Source organism: Streptomyces sp. NPDC007162 (assembly GCF_040634175.1).
Taxonomy (GTDB): domain Bacteria; phylum Actinomycetota; class Actinomycetes; order Streptomycetales; family Streptomycetaceae; genus Streptomyces.
On the sequence record NZ_JBEYFC010000006.1, the window covers coordinates 36,219 to 52,144 of the forward strand.

At 70.6% G+C, this 15,926-nt stretch carries 16 protein-coding genes and 1 pseudogene; 11 read left to right on the forward strand and 6 right to left on the reverse strand.

Annotation, left to right across the window (positions count from 1 at the left end):
• Positions 1-95 precede the first annotated feature (95 nt).
• Complete coding sequence (locus tag ABZ646_RS01565; protein ID WP_360511795.1) at positions 96-1,883, forward strand: serine/threonine-protein kinase; 1,788 nt, start codon at positions 96-98, stop codon at positions 1,881-1,883.
• Between the two features lie 151 nt (positions 1,884-2,034).
• Here ABZ646_RS01565 and ABZ646_RS01570 read toward each other — a convergent pair whose 3' ends face one another.
• A complete protein-coding gene (locus tag ABZ646_RS01570; RefSeq protein WP_360511823.1) occupies positions 2,035-3,189 on the reverse strand; it encodes a Gfo/Idh/MocA family oxidoreductase in 1,155 nt (384 codons plus the stop codon).
• Between the two features lie 120 nt (positions 3,190-3,309).
• On the opposite strand from ABZ646_RS01570, the gene ABZ646_RS01575 reads away from it, so the two are divergent.
• Positions 3,310-4,314, forward strand: coding sequence for a LacI family DNA-binding transcriptional regulator (locus ABZ646_RS01575; protein ID WP_360511797.1), 1,005 nt, complete (start codon positions 3,310-3,312; stop codon positions 4,312-4,314).
• Between the two features lie 158 nt (positions 4,315-4,472).
• Here the strand turns inward: ABZ646_RS01575 and ABZ646_RS01580 are convergent, their stop codons facing one another.
• Entirely contained in the window at positions 4,473-5,225 is a 753-nt protein-coding gene (locus ABZ646_RS01580) for an SLATT domain-containing protein (protein ID WP_360511799.1), read from the reverse strand.
• Between the two features lie 296 nt (positions 5,226-5,521).
• Here ABZ646_RS01580 and ABZ646_RS01585 point away from each other — a divergent pair, with 296 nt between their 5' ends.
• From ABZ646_RS01585 to ABZ646_RS01595, 3 genes are all read left to right on the forward strand, one after another.
• On the forward strand, positions 5,522-5,866 hold the full coding sequence (locus ABZ646_RS01585) for a YbaB/EbfC family nucleoid-associated protein (protein ID WP_360511801.1): 345 nt from the start codon (positions 5,522-5,524) through the stop codon (positions 5,864-5,866).
• A gap of 107 nt (positions 5,867-5,973) precedes the next feature.
• Complete coding sequence (gene recR / locus ABZ646_RS01590) at positions 5,974-6,573, forward strand: recombination mediator RecR (RefSeq protein WP_350780962.1); 600 nt, start codon at positions 5,974-5,976, stop codon at positions 6,571-6,573.
• Positions 6,566-7,228 carry a DUF5063 domain-containing protein gene (locus ABZ646_RS01595; RefSeq protein WP_360511803.1) on the forward strand — a complete coding sequence of 221 codons (663 nt, stop codon included), beginning with the start codon at positions 6,566-6,568 and terminating at the stop codon, positions 7,226-7,228. The genes recR and ABZ646_RS01595 overlap by 8 nt, the downstream gene beginning before the upstream one ends.
• Here the strand turns inward: ABZ646_RS01595 and ABZ646_RS01600 are convergent.
• Genes ABZ646_RS01600 through ABZ646_RS01610 form a run of 3 tightly spaced genes read right to left on the reverse strand, consistent with a single transcriptional unit; the run spans position 7,221 to position 9,560 of the window.
• Positions 7,221-7,856, reverse strand: a complete 636-nt coding sequence (locus ABZ646_RS01600; RefSeq protein ID WP_360511805.1) for a response regulator — start codon at positions 7,854-7,856, stop codon at positions 7,221-7,223. The two genes, ABZ646_RS01595 and ABZ646_RS01600, sit on opposite strands and share 8 nt — an antisense overlap.
• Complete coding sequence (locus tag ABZ646_RS01605; RefSeq protein ID WP_360511807.1) at positions 7,853-8,932, reverse strand: hypothetical protein; 1,080 nt, start codon at positions 8,930-8,932, stop codon at positions 7,853-7,855. The genes ABZ646_RS01600 and ABZ646_RS01605 overlap by 4 nt, the downstream gene beginning before the upstream one ends.
• 1 nt (position 8,933) lies before the next feature.
• Positions 8,934-9,560: a hypothetical protein gene (locus ABZ646_RS01610; RefSeq protein WP_360511809.1), complete on the reverse strand. Its 627-nt coding sequence runs from the start codon at positions 9,558-9,560 to the stop codon at positions 8,934-8,936.
• Between the two features lie 168 nt (positions 9,561-9,728).
• Here ABZ646_RS01610 and ABZ646_RS01615 point away from each other — a divergent pair.
• The 3 genes and pseudogenes from ABZ646_RS01615 to ABZ646_RS01625 all read left to right on the forward strand — a co-directional run bounded on the left by ABZ646_RS01615 (position 9,729) and on the right by ABZ646_RS01625 (position 12,086).
• Positions 9,729-10,189: pseudogene (locus ABZ646_RS01615) on the forward strand (VOC family protein).
• 317 nt (positions 10,190-10,506) lie between these two features.
• Positions 10,507-11,457, forward strand: coding sequence for a hypothetical protein (locus ABZ646_RS01620; protein WP_360511811.1), 951 nt, complete (start codon positions 10,507-10,509; stop codon positions 11,455-11,457).
• A 50-nt stretch (positions 11,458-11,507) separates the two neighbouring features.
• On the forward strand, positions 11,508-12,086 hold the full coding sequence (locus ABZ646_RS01625) for a Uma2 family endonuclease (RefSeq protein ID WP_360511813.1): 579 nt from the start codon (positions 11,508-11,510) through the stop codon (positions 12,084-12,086).
• An 18-nt stretch (positions 12,087-12,104) separates the two neighbouring features.
• On the opposite strand, the gene ABZ646_RS01630 is transcribed toward ABZ646_RS01625, so the two are convergent.
• Entirely contained in the window at positions 12,105-12,827 is a 723-nt protein-coding gene (locus tag ABZ646_RS01630) for a sulfite exporter TauE/SafE family protein (RefSeq protein WP_360511815.1), read from the reverse strand.
• A 108-nt stretch (positions 12,828-12,935) separates the two neighbouring features.
• Here ABZ646_RS01630 and ABZ646_RS01635 point away from each other — a divergent pair, with 108 nt between their 5' ends.
• From ABZ646_RS01635 to ABZ646_RS01645, 3 genes are all read left to right on the forward strand, one after another.
• Entirely contained in the window at positions 12,936-13,109 is a 174-nt protein-coding gene (locus tag ABZ646_RS01635; protein WP_360511816.1) for a hypothetical protein, read from the forward strand.
• Between the two features lie 197 nt (positions 13,110-13,306).
• Complete coding sequence (locus ABZ646_RS01640) at positions 13,307-14,578, forward strand: aspartate kinase (RefSeq protein WP_360511825.1); 1,272 nt, start codon at positions 13,307-13,309, stop codon at positions 14,576-14,578.
• Positions 14,575-15,645: an aspartate-semialdehyde dehydrogenase gene (locus ABZ646_RS01645; protein WP_360511819.1), complete on the forward strand. Its 1,071-nt coding sequence runs from the start codon at positions 14,575-14,577 to the stop codon at positions 15,643-15,645. Before ABZ646_RS01640 ends, ABZ646_RS01645 begins: the two co-directional genes overlap by 4 nt.
• The last annotated feature ends 281 nt before the right edge of the window (positions 15,646-15,926 follow it).

Consider the following 15,926-nt stretch of genomic DNA (forward strand, 5'->3'; position numbering starts at 1 on the left):
CTGTTACGGAACCGTAGACAGGGCGGGGCTCGGCGGCCCGCACGGCCGGAATATTCTCGGCTCGATCACACCTGTGGAGGAGGGGCGGATCTGCCATGGAGAAGCTGGGGCCGGGGGATCCGCAGCACATCGGGAACTACCGGCTGCTCGCGCGGCTGGGCGCGGGCGGCATGGGGCACGTGTATCTCGCCCGGTCGGAGCGGGGCCGTACGGTCGCCGTGAAGCTGGTGCGGGCGGAGCTTGCCGCGCAGGAGGAGTTCCGGGCGCGCTTCCGGCAGGAGGTGCGCAACGCCCAGCGGGTCGGCGGGTTCTGGACCGCGCCCGTGCTGGACGCCGACACCGAGGCCGAGGTGCCCTGGGTGGCCACCGGTTATGTGGCCGGGCCGAGCCTCCAGCGGGTCGTCGAGCACGACCACGGGCCGCTGCCGGAGCGGTCGGTGCGCATCCTCGCGGCCGGGCTGGCGCACGCGCTGGCCAACATCCACGCGGCCGGGATCGTCCACCGCGACCTCAAGCCGTCCAACGTGATGCTCACGATCGAGGGCCCCCGGGTCATCGACTTCGGCATCGCGCGGGCGCTGGAGACCTCGCCGGGGGAGGGGCTCACCCGGACCGGCTCGCTGGTCGGCTCGCCGGGTTTCATGGCACCCGAGCAGGTGCGCGGCGACCGGATCACCCCGGCGTGCGACGTCTTCTGCCTCGGCTCGGTGCTGGCGTACGCGGCGACCGGCCGGCTGCCCTTCGGCTCCACCGGGGGCGGTGAACACGCCGTACTGTTCCGTATCGCCCAGGAGGACCCCGACCTCTCCGGTCTCCCCGAGGGCATCGCCGACGTGGTCCGCGACTGCCTGCGCAAGGACCCGGCGTCCCGCCCGTCCCTGGACGCGATCCTGGCCCGGACGGGAGCGGTCGACACGGTCGAACAGGGCCGGTCGAGGGACCCTTGGCTGCCCGGTTCCCTGGTGGCCCAACTGGGTCGCCACGCCGTGGAGTTGCTGGAGGTGGAGGACCCGACGGTCCACGGGGCCCTGCGGGCGGCACCTGTTCAGGAGACGCAGGGGGAGGCCGGCCAAGGGGCGCGGGGCGGTGGTGGATCCGCGGCTGCCGCCGCGGGGGCGCGCCCGGCCCCCACGTACCCGCAGTCACCCCACCACAGCACACCCCCCGAACACACCGCGGCCCACCCCGCGTACGGCTACCCGCAACCGCACCCCCAGACCACCCCGTACAACCCCTACACCACCGTGGTCACCCCGGGCCCGGACCCCATCCCTCCGGTCTACACCCCGCCACCCCCGCCCCCGCCCTACGACCCCACCCCCACCGACGAGCCTCGCCGCACCCGCTCCACCGCCCTCCTCGTCACCATCGCCCTGATCGTGATGCTGGCCGCGGGCGGCTCCGTCTACGCGCTCCTGAACAACGGCGGCAGCGGCGACGACGCCAAGGCGCCCGACAAACCCACCCCGACCACCTCGGCCGCCGCCCCGACCACCTCCGAGGAGCCGACTCCCACCTCGTCGCCCTCCGCGTCGACCAGCCCGGTGGTGCCCACCGCCTTCCTGGGCACCTGGACCACCGCCATAGACAACTCCACCGGCCACAACACCCGCGAACTGACCATCCGGCAGGGCGCGGTGGGCGACACGGTGCTCACCCTGGTCGCCGCCGGACCCGGCTACCACTGCGAGTTCACGGCGAAGCTCGCCGACCGCCCCGGTGCCGGCGGTCCGCTGGACATAGGGCCGTCCAAGGTCACGTCGGGCAAGCCCCTCTCGTCCTGCACCGCGGGAGACCCCACCGAGGTGACCCTGCTGCCGGACGGCAGGCTGAAGCGGGCGGCGAAGGGCGGCGGCGAGAGCCTGACCTACAGCAAGGGGTGAACCTGCGTCGGCCGCGGGCTCCCTACGGGCCGCCCGCTCCCGGTCGAGGTCAGTGACGAGGACGACCTCGGCGCCGGAGACCCAGCGGTGCAGCGTGTTCACGTGGTCGGCGCCCATGTTCCCGGCGCCGACGAGCCGATCCGGGTCCGGCTCATCCGACGTTCTCCCAGGTGCCCCGCGCGGCCGAGCGGCTCATCGCGTCGAGGGCGGTCGCGCTGTGCACGGCGTCGTCCAGGGTCGCGCCGTACGGGATGCCCTCGGTGACCGAGCGCAGGAAGTTGCGGGCCTCGACGACCTTGAGGTCGTCGTAGCCCATGGCGTTGGCCGCGCCGGGCTGGAAGGCGGCGTACTCGCCGTGGCCGGGGCCGACGAAGACGGTGCTGACGGGCTGGTCCTGGTAGGAGGTGCCGTGGCTGACGCCCAGCTCGCCCATCCGCCGGTAGTCCCAGAAGACGGCGCCCTTGGTGCCGTGCACCTCGAAGCCGTAGTTGTTCTGCTCGCCGACCGAGACCCGGGAGGCCTCCAGGACCCCGCGGGCGCCGGAGGCGAAGCGCAGCAGGCAGCCGACGTAGTCCTCGTTCTCGACCGGGCCGAGTTCGCCGCCGGTGGCCAGGGTGTGGCCGGCGGTGGCGCCGGTGGGCCGGGCGCGCTCGGGGATGAAGACGGCGGTGTCGGCGGCGAGCGCGGTGATGTCCCCCAGCAGGTGGCGCGCCAGGTCGACGCCGTGTGAGGCCAGGTCGCCGAGGACGCCTCCGCCGCCGCGGGCCCGCTCGTAGCGCCAGGTCAGGGCGCCCTCGGGATGGGCCGCGTAGTCGCTGAAGAGACGGATGCGGACATGGGTGACGGCGCCCAGCTCGCCGGAGGCGATCAGCTCACGGGCGTACGAGACGGCGGGCGCGTTGCGGTAGTTGAAGCCGACGGTGCTCTGGACACCGGCCTCGCGGACCGCGTCCCGTACGGCGGTGGCGTCCTCGGCGGTCAGGCCGACCGGCTTCTCGATCCAGATGTGCTTGCCGGCCTCCGCCATGGCGGTGCCGATCTCGCGGTGCAGGAAGTTGGGCGCGGTGATGCTGACGGCGTGGATGCGCGGGTCGGCGGCGACCTCGCGCCAGTCCCGGGTGGTCGAGGCGAACCCGAACTGGGCGGCCGCCTCCTCGGCCCGGCCCGGTACCTCCTCGGCGACGGCGATCAGCTCGGGCCGTACGGGCAGCTGCGGGAAGTGGTGGGGAATCCGCTGGTAGGCCTGGGCGTGCACCCGTCCCATCCAGCCGAATCCGACGACGGCGACGCCGAGCGTGCTCACGATGGCTGCCCTTCTTTGGACCGTTCCAGAGGTTGCCCGCTCACGATGCGGGCGCCCTTCTGCTGATGTCAAGACATTCGGCCGTCTTTACAATGCGCGGGTGAGTATGGAACGGTCCATGTCATGAGCGCCCCGACCATCCGTGACGTCGCCGCGCGCGCCGGCGTGTCGAAGTCGCTGGTCTCCCTGGTGCTGCGCGGTGCGGACGGGGTCCGCGCGGACAAGCGCCGGGCGGTGCTGGCCGCGGTGGAGGAACTCGGCTACCGGCCCAACGCGGCGGCCCGCAGCCTCAGCGAGCGGCGCACCCGCACGGTCGGCGTCCTCCTCAACGACATGCGCAACCCCTGGTTCGTGGAACTCCTCGACGGCCTGAACCGGCGGCTGTACGACGCCGGGCTGCGGATGCTCCTGGCCGACGGGCACCTGAACCGGCGCCTCGGCGAGGACCTCACCCACACCTTCACCGAACTGCACGTGGACGGCCTGATCGCGGTCGGCACGCTGCACGACCCCGGGGTGCTGCGCACGGCGGCCGACCGTGTCCCGACGGTGGTGGCCGGGGCCAGGGAGCCGGTGCTCCCGTCCGTCGACATCGTCGCGAACGACGACGAGCTGGGCGCCCGCCTCGCCACCGAGCACCTCATCGGCCTGGGGCACCGGCACATCGCCCACATCGCCGGTCAGGGGGCGGTCGGCGAACTGCGCCGGCGCAGCTTCGAGACGACCATGCGCGCGCACGGGCTGGCAGGCTCGGCGACGGTGGAACAGGGGGACCTGACGGAGGAGGGCGGCTATCGGGCGACGGTTCGGCTGCTGAGCCGGGTCCCGCGTCCGACGGCGGTCTTCGCGGTGAACGACATGACGTGCGTGGGCGCGCTGTCGGCGGCCGAGGAGACGGGGCTGACCGTGCCCCGGGACCTGTCGCTGGTCGGCTACGACAACACGTACCTCTCCCGGCTGCGCCACCTGTGGCTCACGACGGTGGACAACGCGAGCGAGGAGGTGGGGCGGCGGGCCGCCGAACGGCTCCTGGGGAGGATCGCGGAGCCGGGGCGGGGGGCGGAGGTGGACCTGGTGACGCCGTTTCTGGAGGTGCGGGGGAGTACGGGGGCGCCGTGGGGTGGGTGAGCGCCGGGTCTCTTCTGCGGCGCCGTCGTGGCTGGTCGCGCAGTTCCCCGCGCCCCTAAAGGGGCACGCCAGCCTGAGCGCCCCTTTAGGGGCGCGGGGAACTGCGCGAGCGACCCCCACTCACCCGCGGCCGACCGGCGACGTACGCCCCGCCCCCCTCACCTGGGCTCCGGGGGTCGTTGCCGGGGCATGTTCGGCCGGGCCCCGTTCGTCCCCGGCGGCAGCGGGAAGCGGCCGTGCAGCTGCCCCGCCTCCCCGCGCGGCCCGGCCGCCACCGCCGCCTGGATCGCCAGCGGCGCCGACCCGGTCCGGAACTCCACCATCCAGTCGGCCGTCTCCGTACGGACCAGCTCGGTCACGTCCTCCGAGAACCTCCGCAGCACCGCCAGGCACCGCTCCGCCGCCTCGCTCGCCGTCCCCTCCGCCGGCCCCAGCACCTCCCGCACACTCTCCGACGCCCAGTCGAACTGGAGCACCTGGAGCCGCCGCTGCACGGCCTGAGCGGTGGCCATGTCCCTTATCCAGCCGGACGTCACCCCGAAGAACCGGTCGACGCCCACGCACGCCACCGCCGTCAGCAGCGCGAGATACCCCCAGGGTGCGACCCCGCCGACCACCCCGGTCAGGTCGAGCAGCGGCAGCGCCGCCCCCAGCACCGCCCCCACGGCCGCCCCGCCGCGCAGCGCCCGCGCCCCCCGCCGCTTCCACACCCGGTCCGCCAGGTACCACGCGGCCGTCTCCAGCGCCCCGCGCTCCACCCACCGGTACAGCTCGTCGAGCCGCTCGGCCGGCTCGCCCCAGTCCCCGAGCGGAAACGCCCGCCCGGCCAGATCGCCCGGCCGCAGTCCGGCCGCACCCTCGCCCCGCCCGTCCTGACGCGGTCCCTCGGGCTGCATCTCCGGCTGACCCACCAGGCACTCCCTAACTGATCCCCACCGGTCACGTTCCGTGACGCGGGCCATGGCATTGAACACGACGCCGGCCACCGCACGGGACCTGACAATGGATGCTGACGACGGGAATCCTTCCTACCGCCCAATGGGTGGCGAAGGCTTGGCTTTCGCGTCTTTTCCGCCCAGAAGTGGCCCTTGGTCAGGTATAGGCCTCCGGCGATTCTCACTCGAAAGAGTGGCGGGGCGATGGCTGCGTCGACCACGTAGGCTCATGCACAACGGGACAACCGAGAATCGACACCCAGGAGCTGATCGTGATCCCCGGTGGTGGCCAGCCCAACATGCAGCAGCTGCTCCAGCAGGCCCAGAAGATGCAGCAGGACCTGGCACGGGCCCAGGAGGAGCTGGCGAGCACGGAGGTCGACGGACAGGCGGGCGGCGGCCTGGTACGGGCCACCGTGACCGGTTCCGGCGAGCTGCGCGCGCTGAAGATCGACCCGAAGGCGGTGGACCCGGACGACACCGAGACCCTCGCCGACCTGATCGTCGCGGCCGTGCAGGCGGCCAACGAGAACGCGCAGACCCTCCAGCAGCAGAAGCTGGGCCCGCTGGCCCAGGGTCTGGGCGGCGGCAGCGGCATCCCCGGCCTGCCGTTCTGAACTGGCCGTTCTGATGTTCGTCGCCCACGCGACACCGGTACCGCCTTCCTAGGACAGGCGGCAGCCAACTACGGTACGTACCGAAAGACTCCAGGAAGGGCAGTCCGTTGTACGAAGGCGTGGTCCAGGACCTCATCGACGAGCTGGGGCGGCTGCCCGGCGTCGGTCCGAAGAGCGCGCAGCGGATCGCCTTCCACATCCTCCAGGCGGAGCCCACGGACGTACGGCGTCTCGCGCAGGCCCTGCTGGAGGTGAAGGCGAAGGTCCGCTTCTGTGCGGCCTGCGGCAACGTGGCACAGGAGGAACTGTGCAACATCTGCCGCGACGCCCGCCGCGACCCCACGGTGATCTGTGTGGTGGAGGAGCCCAAGGACGTCGTCGCGATCGAGCGGACCCGGGAGTTCCGGGGCCGTTACCACGTGCTCGGCGGGGCGATCAGCCCGATCGAGGGCGTCGGCCCCGACGACCTGCGCATCAGGGAACTCCTCGCCCGGCTGGCCGACGGCACGGTCACCGAGCTGATCCTGGCCACGGACCCGAACCTGGAGGGCGAGGCCACGGCCACCTACCTCGCCCGCATGATCAAACCCATGGGCCTGAAGGTCACCCGCCTGGCCAGCGGCCTCCCGGTGGGTGGCGACCTGGAATACGCGGACGAGGTCACCCTCGGCCGCGCCTTCGAGGGGAGACGACTCCTAGATGTCTGACGCCACGCTGCACGACACGACGCTGAACCCGGACGACTTCTCGGTCCAGATCGCGGACCAGGTGGAGAGCTTCCTGGTGGCCGTCACGGAGGTGGCGAAGGGCGACGAGCCGGATTCGGCGGTCCCCTTCCTCCTCCTGGAGGTCTCCCAGCTCCTGCTGGCCGGCGGGCGCCTCGGCGCGCACGAGGACATCGTCCCCGACGAGCGCTACGAGCCGGACCTGGGCCCCGAGCCGGACGTCGACCAGATCCGCGAGAACTTCGCGCGCCTCCTGGACCCGATCGACGTCTACTCCGAGGTCTTCGACCCGTACGAGCCCCGCAAGGCCCCCGTACCGGCCCGGATCTCGGACGACCTCGCCGACATCATCGCCGACCTCCGCCACGGCATGGCCCACTACCGCGCGGGCCGCACCACGGAGGCCCTGTGGTGGTGGCAGTTCTCCTACTTCTCCAACTGGGGCCCCACCGCCTCCGCGGTCCTGCGCGCCCTCCAGTCCGTCCTCATCCACGTCCGCCTGAACCAGCCCCTGGAAGAACTGGACGGCCTGGACACCGACCAGGCCACCCTCGGCGACGAAACCCTGGAGTTCGAGGCGGGCCAGGTCATGCAGCAGGAGATCGGCGGAACGCTGGGCCTCGGGCCGGTCAAGTAGCGGTTCTCGGGAACCGGCCCACCCCGCCCAGCAGGGCGAACAGCTCGCTGGTGGTCTGTGTGACGCCGTCGCCCCCGGCGGCGGCCACCTGGTCCCGGCGGGCCGTCGCACCGGAGCCGCCGTAGACGAACACCGGGATCGTGTCACCCGCCTCGCGGATCCTCCGGATCAGCGTGAGCCCGGCGTCGGGGTCGAAGCCGCCGGCCTCGGCGCGGCCCATGTCGGTGATCACCGCGTCGAAGGGCCGGGAGGCCCTGCGCAGGGTCCGCAGCCCCTCGTCCGTGGACTCGGTCTGCACGACCTCCACGCCCATGGCCTGTAACTGGCCGGCCTGGTAGGCGTTGTTGGCGGGTGTGTCATCGACCCACAGGATTCTGCGCAGGACGTGCTGTGACTGCGGCGACGGTTCGGTCCGAGCCGTGACCTGCCGCTGGAGTTCCGCGGTGGTCTCGACGACCTGGTCCGTGAACTGCTGCACCGTGAGTTCGTTGTTGCCGACCTTGAGGCTGAAGCCCCGTTTGCTGACGATGTCCCGGATCTCCGGAAGCAGCTTCCACACCACCAACGCGGCGAACACCGGCCAGGCCAGCCCGGTCAGGGCTCGAATCAACTCCGTCGCGTCCTTCATGCAAGGCTCCCTGGGTCTCTCAGCCTGGGCCTCGTGCTCCGACTCGCCGGTGTGTCCGGCTGGACCGGACCGACGGGCCCGACCGGACCGACGGGCCCGACCGGACCGACCGGCCCGACGGGTCCGATCGGCCCGTCAGGTCCCCCGCCCCCCACCGTCATCCCCAGAGTCAGCGGCACCAGGGCCACGGCGGGCAGTCCGACGCCGTCCGCGAGCAGCAGGTCCCGCATCCGGTCCAGGCCGAAACGCCGCACGCCCATCGCCACCGTGCCGATCACGTCCAGGTCCGCCACGTCGATCGGGGCCGCGGCCTTGAACCAGGTCAGGGTGTTGGCCATGGCAAGGTCCACCGTCCTGGCGTAAGCGCGGGACAGTTCGGTGAGTGTTCCGGCGTACGACCTGGCGGCCGACTCGTCCTCAGGGGAAAGCATGTCCAGCGCCAAGCCCCAGAACGTCCGCACCGGGACGGCCATCGACCCCATGGGGACGACGCCGTCCCGGTGCGGTGACCGAGCCGCGAATGACCTGAGCTGCCTGGCCTGCCTGCTGCCGGGTGTGGTCAACGCCGCGCAGGCCAGCAGGAGGTAGGTCTGCTGCTGGACGTGGTCGAGGATCGGGTCCGGTTCGCGCGCCGCGCGCCGGCTCTCGGGTTCAGGGTAGGCGCGCACGGGGGTCGAGGGTCCGGGTTCGTCGTGTGGCCGCCCGTCGGTGCGCAGGAGCCGGGGTGTCCAGGCGTCACGCTCGTCGCGCACCGTGTCCGGTGCCAGGGAGGCACGGAGGTAGGAGCCGTACATGAGGCCTGCCTGGTCGAGCAGCGAGGCGGAGGTGAGCAGTAGCTTCACGCCACCGACCTGGTCGACCAGCAGTCGCCACTGTCCCGCGAGTCGGTAGGCGGAGGCGGCCTCGATCAGGGCGGCCTCGAAGTCGTCGCGTCTTTCAGCCGTGTTCTGCAGTACGAAGCGCCCGTACGATTCGTGAAATTCGGCCGCGGTGCTTACCTGGCCGGCGTCGAGTTGCAGCGGATCGAGCGGATCGAGCGGATCGAGCGGGGGCGGACCGGGCGGTGGAGAAGTCATCTCAGAGCATCTCCCTGACATTGCTCAGCGCTTCGGGCGCCACGAAACCAGGGTTGGAGTGGGTCCAGGCCGACCGGAACATAAGGCGCCTGCGGTCCCATTCCCACTTCTCGCACCGGTGGATCTGGTTCGCCGGTACGAGGATCTTCGCGGCCACCTCACCCTCGGTCTGGTACGGCGAGTACCTGCGGTAGGTGTTCAGGTCGCGGACCTCTTCGGCGACGCCCTCCACCGCCACGGCGGACCGGGGGGCCAGGATGACCCAGCAGTAGTAGAGATACGCGACCGACTCACGTCCGAAGCGGGTGCCGAACCACAGGGCGGTGTGCCGGGCGGTGTGCACGAAGTTGGTCTTCGCCGCCGTGGACCGCTCCACCGTTCCGCACGAGAGGGAGATGAACGGGGTCTCCTCGCAGAACGGCTTTCCCGTGGCGGGGTCGATGCTCTCGAAATGGTTCACATGCAGATTGAGGTTCTGCGCGGTCAGTTTCGAGGCGATCTCGTTGCTGGGCAGCGGATTGGTCTTCTCCCACCAACGGCAGGTGATCCCGATTCTGCTGTCGATCAGTCCCCTGGCGACAGCGTCGCCCGGGAGCGACATCCCCTTCACGCACCACTGCACGATCATTGCCAGCCCCCGATGCCACGCCCGTGCCGGACCCAACAGACTAGGGGCAACGTGTCGTGCACGAAGCGCAGTTGATGACAACACCTTCGTGACATGTAGGACAGCCTGCGTTCTAAGCGGTTCCTATGGTCGGCGGTGACATGTCCCGGCACCACTGAGGAGACCGCGATGCCCGAGCGGAACGACGTCGTACCGGACGGTTGCACCACCGTCGCGCCCTGGGTCGTCACCGATGACACCGGGGCGTTCCTGGACTTCGTCAGCAAGGCGTTCGGAGGGGAAGAGCTGGGGCGGGTCCCCACCGAGGCCGGTTCGATCGGGCACGCGAGATCCGGATCGGCGACACCGTCGTACTGGCCTTCGACCGGAGCGCGGACTGGACCGTCATGCCCAGCCTGCTACGGGTGTTCGTCGCCGACGCGGACGCTACGTTCACGCGTGCCGTCAAGGACCCCTTCGGCAACATCTGGTAGGTGGTCGCCCACGTCGAGGACGTCCCCGAGGCCGAGATGTGGAAACGGCTGCGGGATCCGGTGTACGCCGAGGCCATGCGCGTCGCCCAGGAGACCTTCGACGCCGAATCGAGCGGCCGGGGCCGCAGCAGCCCACCCGTGCAGCCGGGCGGCTGATCCTTCGCTCTGACCCGCCATGCGCAGTTCGGCCCGGGGCTCAAGCCCCGGGCTTCGAGCTCTTCCATGGGGTTTGGGCTGGTTTGATCCGACCCAACCAACCGGCTCTGTGGGTGAGTTGAAGCTGCCTACCTCGAAAGAGTGACGTTCCGTGATCGGCTTGCGTCGGAGTGTGAAGGCGCCCTAGGTTCGCGGCACATAGATCGGCCCCGGTCGGTGCGGGAACACCGGCTCCGGGGCCTGGCCCTACGGATCGAAAGAGCTCGATCGTGGCTTACGCCCAGCCTAGCCCTGACCTGCCGTCCCCGTCGCACCCCATGGCCAAAACGGGGTACGGCAAGCGCTCCACGGGTGACGAAGACCCGCACGCCGACCCGGACTTCGCACACCTGAGCCCCCGCGACCGTGAGATCGCCGTCTTCATCGACCATCTCCACGAGGGTCACGCGATGGGCTACAAGGCGATCGCCGCCGAGCACCCCCGTTTTGGCCAGCTGGCCTGCCGTACCTCGCTGCGCCGCATCACGCTCGCCGGCCACCTGCGGTGGATCAAGGAGCACATCACCGTCGAGGACAACTCGATGCGGTGGGTGACCCGCACGTACTGGTCCCGAACCCGCAGGTCGGCCGAGTGGTGGGCGGAGTTCGCCCGCAAGCTGAACGGCAAGGACGTCACCGAGGACTACCAGCCGGGGTTGGCCCGCGTCGAGGAGGCCCAGGCAGCCCCGGACATCGATGCCGTCGACGTCGAGCCGGAACCCGACACCGCCCGTCAGGTCCTCGCCGAACTGCGCGCGTCAGAACCCCGTATGGCTCTCTCCGACGCCGACTGCCGTTCCCTCGCGTCCCTGGCTGAGGAGTGGCTCTCCCGTGGCGCGAGCCCGGACGACATCACCAAGGCCCTGACCGACGGGCTCCCGGACGCCGTCACCAACCCGGGCGGATTCGCCCGCAAGCGATTGGAGAACAAGATGCCCCCGAAGCAGTCCAAGGCGAAGGTCCGGCAGAAGGCCGTCCGCCGTGCTCGCGTCACCCGCGTGATCATGGCCTGCGGTCTGTGTGATGCCGACGAGCGGACGACCGAGATCGTGAGCGGGTTGTGCCGGGAGTGCCTGGAGAGCGTCGACGAGGACGAGTACACGGACGGCTACGTCCCAGCGACCTTCCTTCCCGGCCCGCGCGCCGGCGGCGACCTTCCCGGTGTCGACGAGGTCATCGACGTGACCGAGCGCGTCGCGGCCCTTCGGCGCGCGGCGGGGCTGCGGTGAGCGTGCAGGAGGTGCCGGTCGGGGCAGTATGGGGTCGAGGAGGCGACGCCATGACCCCCAGGACCGAGCACCAGCCGCAGATGTCCGTCGAGGAGTTCGAGGAACTCGAACGCCATGCCCCGGAGACCGTGTGGCTGGAGTTCGTCAACGGGAAGGTCCAGGTCAAGCCCTTGCCTGACGGCAACCACAGCGAGATCTACATGTGGCTTCTGGAACAGTGCATGCACCTACGCCCTGACCTGCGGCTCCATCCCGAGCGAGGGCTCAAGACCGAGGCTTACCGAAAGGGGCGCGCCCGCGCGGACGGCGTGCTCGTGCCCCAGGGCAGCCTCAAGGGCAAGGGGGAGTGGTCGGAGACCAGCGGCGTGCTGATGGCCGTCGAGATCACCTCGTTCGACACCGACACCAACCAGCGCGACCGTATCGAGAAGCCCGATGGCTACGCCGCGGCCGGCATCCCCGTCTACCTCCTGGTCGACCGTGACGACTGTTCGGTCGTTGTCTTCAACCAACCGGAGGGCGGCCGCTACCGGCACGAGGAGAAGTGGCCGTTCGGAGCGGCTGTGAAACTCCCGGAGCCCGTGAACATCACCCTCGACACCGAGCCCTTGAAGGAGTTCGTGGACTGAGCCCCCCGTGCCGTGGGATCAGAGCGTCCACACCCCCTTCGCCACCGCCGTGACGCCGCCCGTCAGGGCCAGCAGGAGGACCAGGCGCCGGGCGTGGTGCTCGGGCAGGCGGTCGCCCACCGCCCTGCCGGTCAACCCACCCACCGCCATCGCCACACCCACCGCCGTCCACTCCGCCGTGCTCAGGGCGGGCACCCCGTTCGCCGTCACCGAGAACGCGTTGACGACGACGCCGTAGAACTGCGCGTTGGGGACGAACTCCCGTACCGTCCAGCCCGCGTTGAGGGCGTAGAGGGAAACGGGCGGGCCGCCCACGCCCGCTGCCGAGTTCATGAAGCCGCCCACCGCGCCCGCCGCCAGCGCCCCGGCGCGGCCGCGCAGGGCGGGCAGGCGGGCACCCCGTATCACCAGGACGACCGCCGCTGTCACCAGAGATCCCATCGTCAACAGGAGGACCGGGGGCGGGAGTTGGCGGGTCATCCAGGTACCCGCCGGGACCGTGCAGGCCGCCGCCGCGCACAGGGGGACCATCGCCGCCGGACGGACTCGGCGCCAGCCGCCCGCGAGGCCCACCACGCTGATCGCGCCCGCCGCGCAGTTCGCCAGGGCGACCCCCTGGGCCGGGCCGAGCAGGAGGATCAGGGCCGGTACGGCGACCAGGGCGAAGCCCATCCCCGTCAGCCATTGCACGCTCGCACCCAGCAGCACGATCCCGGTCAGGGACATCAACGTCGTCGTCATGGTGTAACTGGCTACACCGACGGTCCGGGAGCGCGCTCCCTCGTTGCGGGCCCCGGGAGACGGAATCGTTGATCTCGCCAGGTCAGCCGACCAGAACAAGGACCTCCCATGAAAGCCCTGCTCGCCTCCCGCCCCGTCCTGTGGTTCCTCTTCCTCTTCAACCTCGTCGTCGCCGCCGTCGCGCCCTTCGTCGTGGACGGCACGCACGGGGTGCTGACCGCTGCCGGGATGGGCGTTGTCTCGCTGGGGGCCGGGGTCGGTCTGCTTGCACGTCGACCCTAGTTCTTGAAAGTTAAGCCACAGGGCCTCTGTGAGCCAGGGCACTTTCCGCGTGGCGGGGCGTGCGCTGGGCAGGTTCCGTTCCGGACGCGAGCGGCCGAACACCCCCGGTGCGATGTCTCACCATGCGGGAGCAGTCCGGTGGAATTCGGACGCTCGTTAAACTGAGCCGACACAAACGAACCGAGCGAGGAGCGCACGTGGGCCTTGTCGTGCAGAAGTACGGAGGCTCCTCCGTTGCCGATGCCGAGGGCATCAAGCGCGTCGCCAAGCGGATCGTGGAAGCGAAGAAGAACGGCAACCAGGTGGTTGTCGTCGTTTCCGCGATGGGCGACACGACGGACGAGTTGATCGATCTCGCCGAGCAGGTATCCCCGATGCCTGCCGGGCGGGAGTTCGACATGCTGCTGACCGCCGGAGAGCGCATCTCCATGGCACTGCTGGCCATGGCGATCAAAAACCTGGGCCACGAGGCCCAGTCGTTCACCGGCAGCCAGGCGGGCGTCATCACCGACTCCGTTCACAACAAAGCCCGGATCATCGACGTCACGCCCGGTCGCATCCGCACCGCGCTCGACGAGGGCAACATCGCCATCGTGGCCGGTTTCCAGGGCGTCAGCGCCGACAAGAAGGACATCACCACGCTGGGTCGCGGCGGCTCCGACACCACGGCCGTGGCGCTCGCCGCCGCGCTCGACGCCGAGGTCTGCGAGATCTACACCGACGTCGACGGTGTGTTCACCGCCGACCCGCGCGTGGTGACGAAGGCGCGGAAGATCGACTGGATCTCCTTCGAGGACATGCTGGAGCTCGCCGCCTCCGGTTCCAAGGTGCTGCTCCACCGCTGTGTGGAGTACGCCCGCCGCTACAACATCCCGATCCACGTGCGGTCCAGCTTCAGCGGACTGCAGGGCACGTGGGTCAGCAGCAAGCCGATTGGGGACAAGAAGGTGGAGCAGGCCATCATCTCCGGTGTCGCGCACGACACCTCCGAGGCCAAGGTCACGGTCGTCGGGGTGCCCGACAAGCCGGGCGAGGCCGCGGCCATCTTCCGGACCATCGCCGACGCGGCGATCAACATCGACATGGTCGTGCAGAACGTGTCCGCCGCGGCCACCGGCCTGACGGACATCTCCTTCACGCTGCCCAAGACCGAGGGCCGCAAGGCCATCGACGCGCTGGAGAAGAACCGTTCGGGAATCGGCTTCGACTCGCTGCGCTACGACGACCAGATCGGCAAGATCTCGCTGGTCGGCGCGGGCATGAAGACCAACCCGGGCGTCACCGCCTCGTTCTTCGAGGCGCTGTCCGACGCCGGGGTGAACATCGAGCTGATCTCGACCTCCGAGATCCGCATCTCGGTCGTCACCCGCGCCGACGACGTGCCGGAGGCCGTGCGCGCCGTGCACTCCGCCTTCGGACTCGACTCGGACACCGACGAGGCCGTGGTCTACGGAGGCACCGGCCGATGACTGCCAAGCCGGCGCTCGCGGTCGTGGGGGCGACCGGAGCCGTCGGCTCGGTCATGCTCCAGATCCTGTCCCAGCGGGCGGACGTCTGGGGCGAGATCCGCCTGATCGCCTCCCCGCGCTCGGCCGGCCGCAAGCTGACCGTGCGCGGGGCGGAGGTCGAGGTGGTCGCCCTGTCCGAGGAGGCCTTCGACGGGATCGACGTCGCCATGTTCGACGTTCCCGACGAGGTGTCCGCGCGCTGGGCGCCGGTCGCCGCGGCCGGGGGCGTGGTCGTGGTGGACAACTCGGGCGCCTTCCGGATGGACCCGGAGGTGCCCCTGGTGGTGCCCGAGGTCAATCCGCACTGCGCCCGCAACCGGCCGCGCGGGATCATCGCCAACCCCAACTGCACCACCCTGTCGATGATCGTCGCCCTGGGTGCGCTGCACGCCGAGTTCGGGCTGCGCGAGCTGGTGGTGTCGTCGTACCAGGCGGTGAGCGGGGCCGGGCGGGCCGGGGTGGAGACGCTGCGGGCGCAGCTGTCGCTGGTCGCCGGCACGGAGCTGGGGACCAAGCCCGGGGACGTGCGACGGGCCGTCGGGGACGACACCGGGCCGTTCCCGGAGCCGGTCGCGCTCAACGTCGTGCCGTGGGCCGGGTCGCTGCGGGAGGACGGCTGGTCGTCGGAGGAGATGAAGGTGCGGGACGAGTCCCGCAAGATCCTCGGGCTGCCGAAGCTGCCGGTCGCGGTCACCTGCGTGCGGGGCCCGGTGGTCACCACGCACTCGCTGACCGTGCACGCCCGCTTCCAGGGCGAGGTCACCGTCGACAAGGCCCGGGAGATCCTCGACACCGCCCCGGGGGTCGTCCTCTTCGACAACCCGGGCGCCGGTGAGTTCCCCACCCCCGCCGACGTGGTCGGCACCGATCCGACCTGGGTCGGCCGGGTGCGGCGGGCGCTCGACGACCCGACCGCGCTCGAACTGTTCGTCTGCGGGGACAACCTCCGCAAGGGAGCCGCGCTGAACACCGCGCAGATCGCCGAGCTCGTGGCGGCGGAACTGACCGGCCGTTCAGGAACGGCGTAATATCCGCGACCGCCGGTGACCACGGAAAACTCCCTTGATGGGAGCGGGCCCACGGTTAGGATTCCCGTAAGAAATGTGGTCCGGAGCATGGTCCGTACCTCTTGAACCGGGGGCCCTCGGCGTTCGAAGATTTTCCTCCCCGTCCTCCGCAACCACGCGGGTGGCGGGGAGCGTCTTTGCGATCGCCCTCTTACCGGGCGCTTACACGGCGGCCTTCGGGACGTACGGACGCATGATCCTGGCGTGGGGACGCCGTGATTGGGGCGTGGGGACGCCCGTTC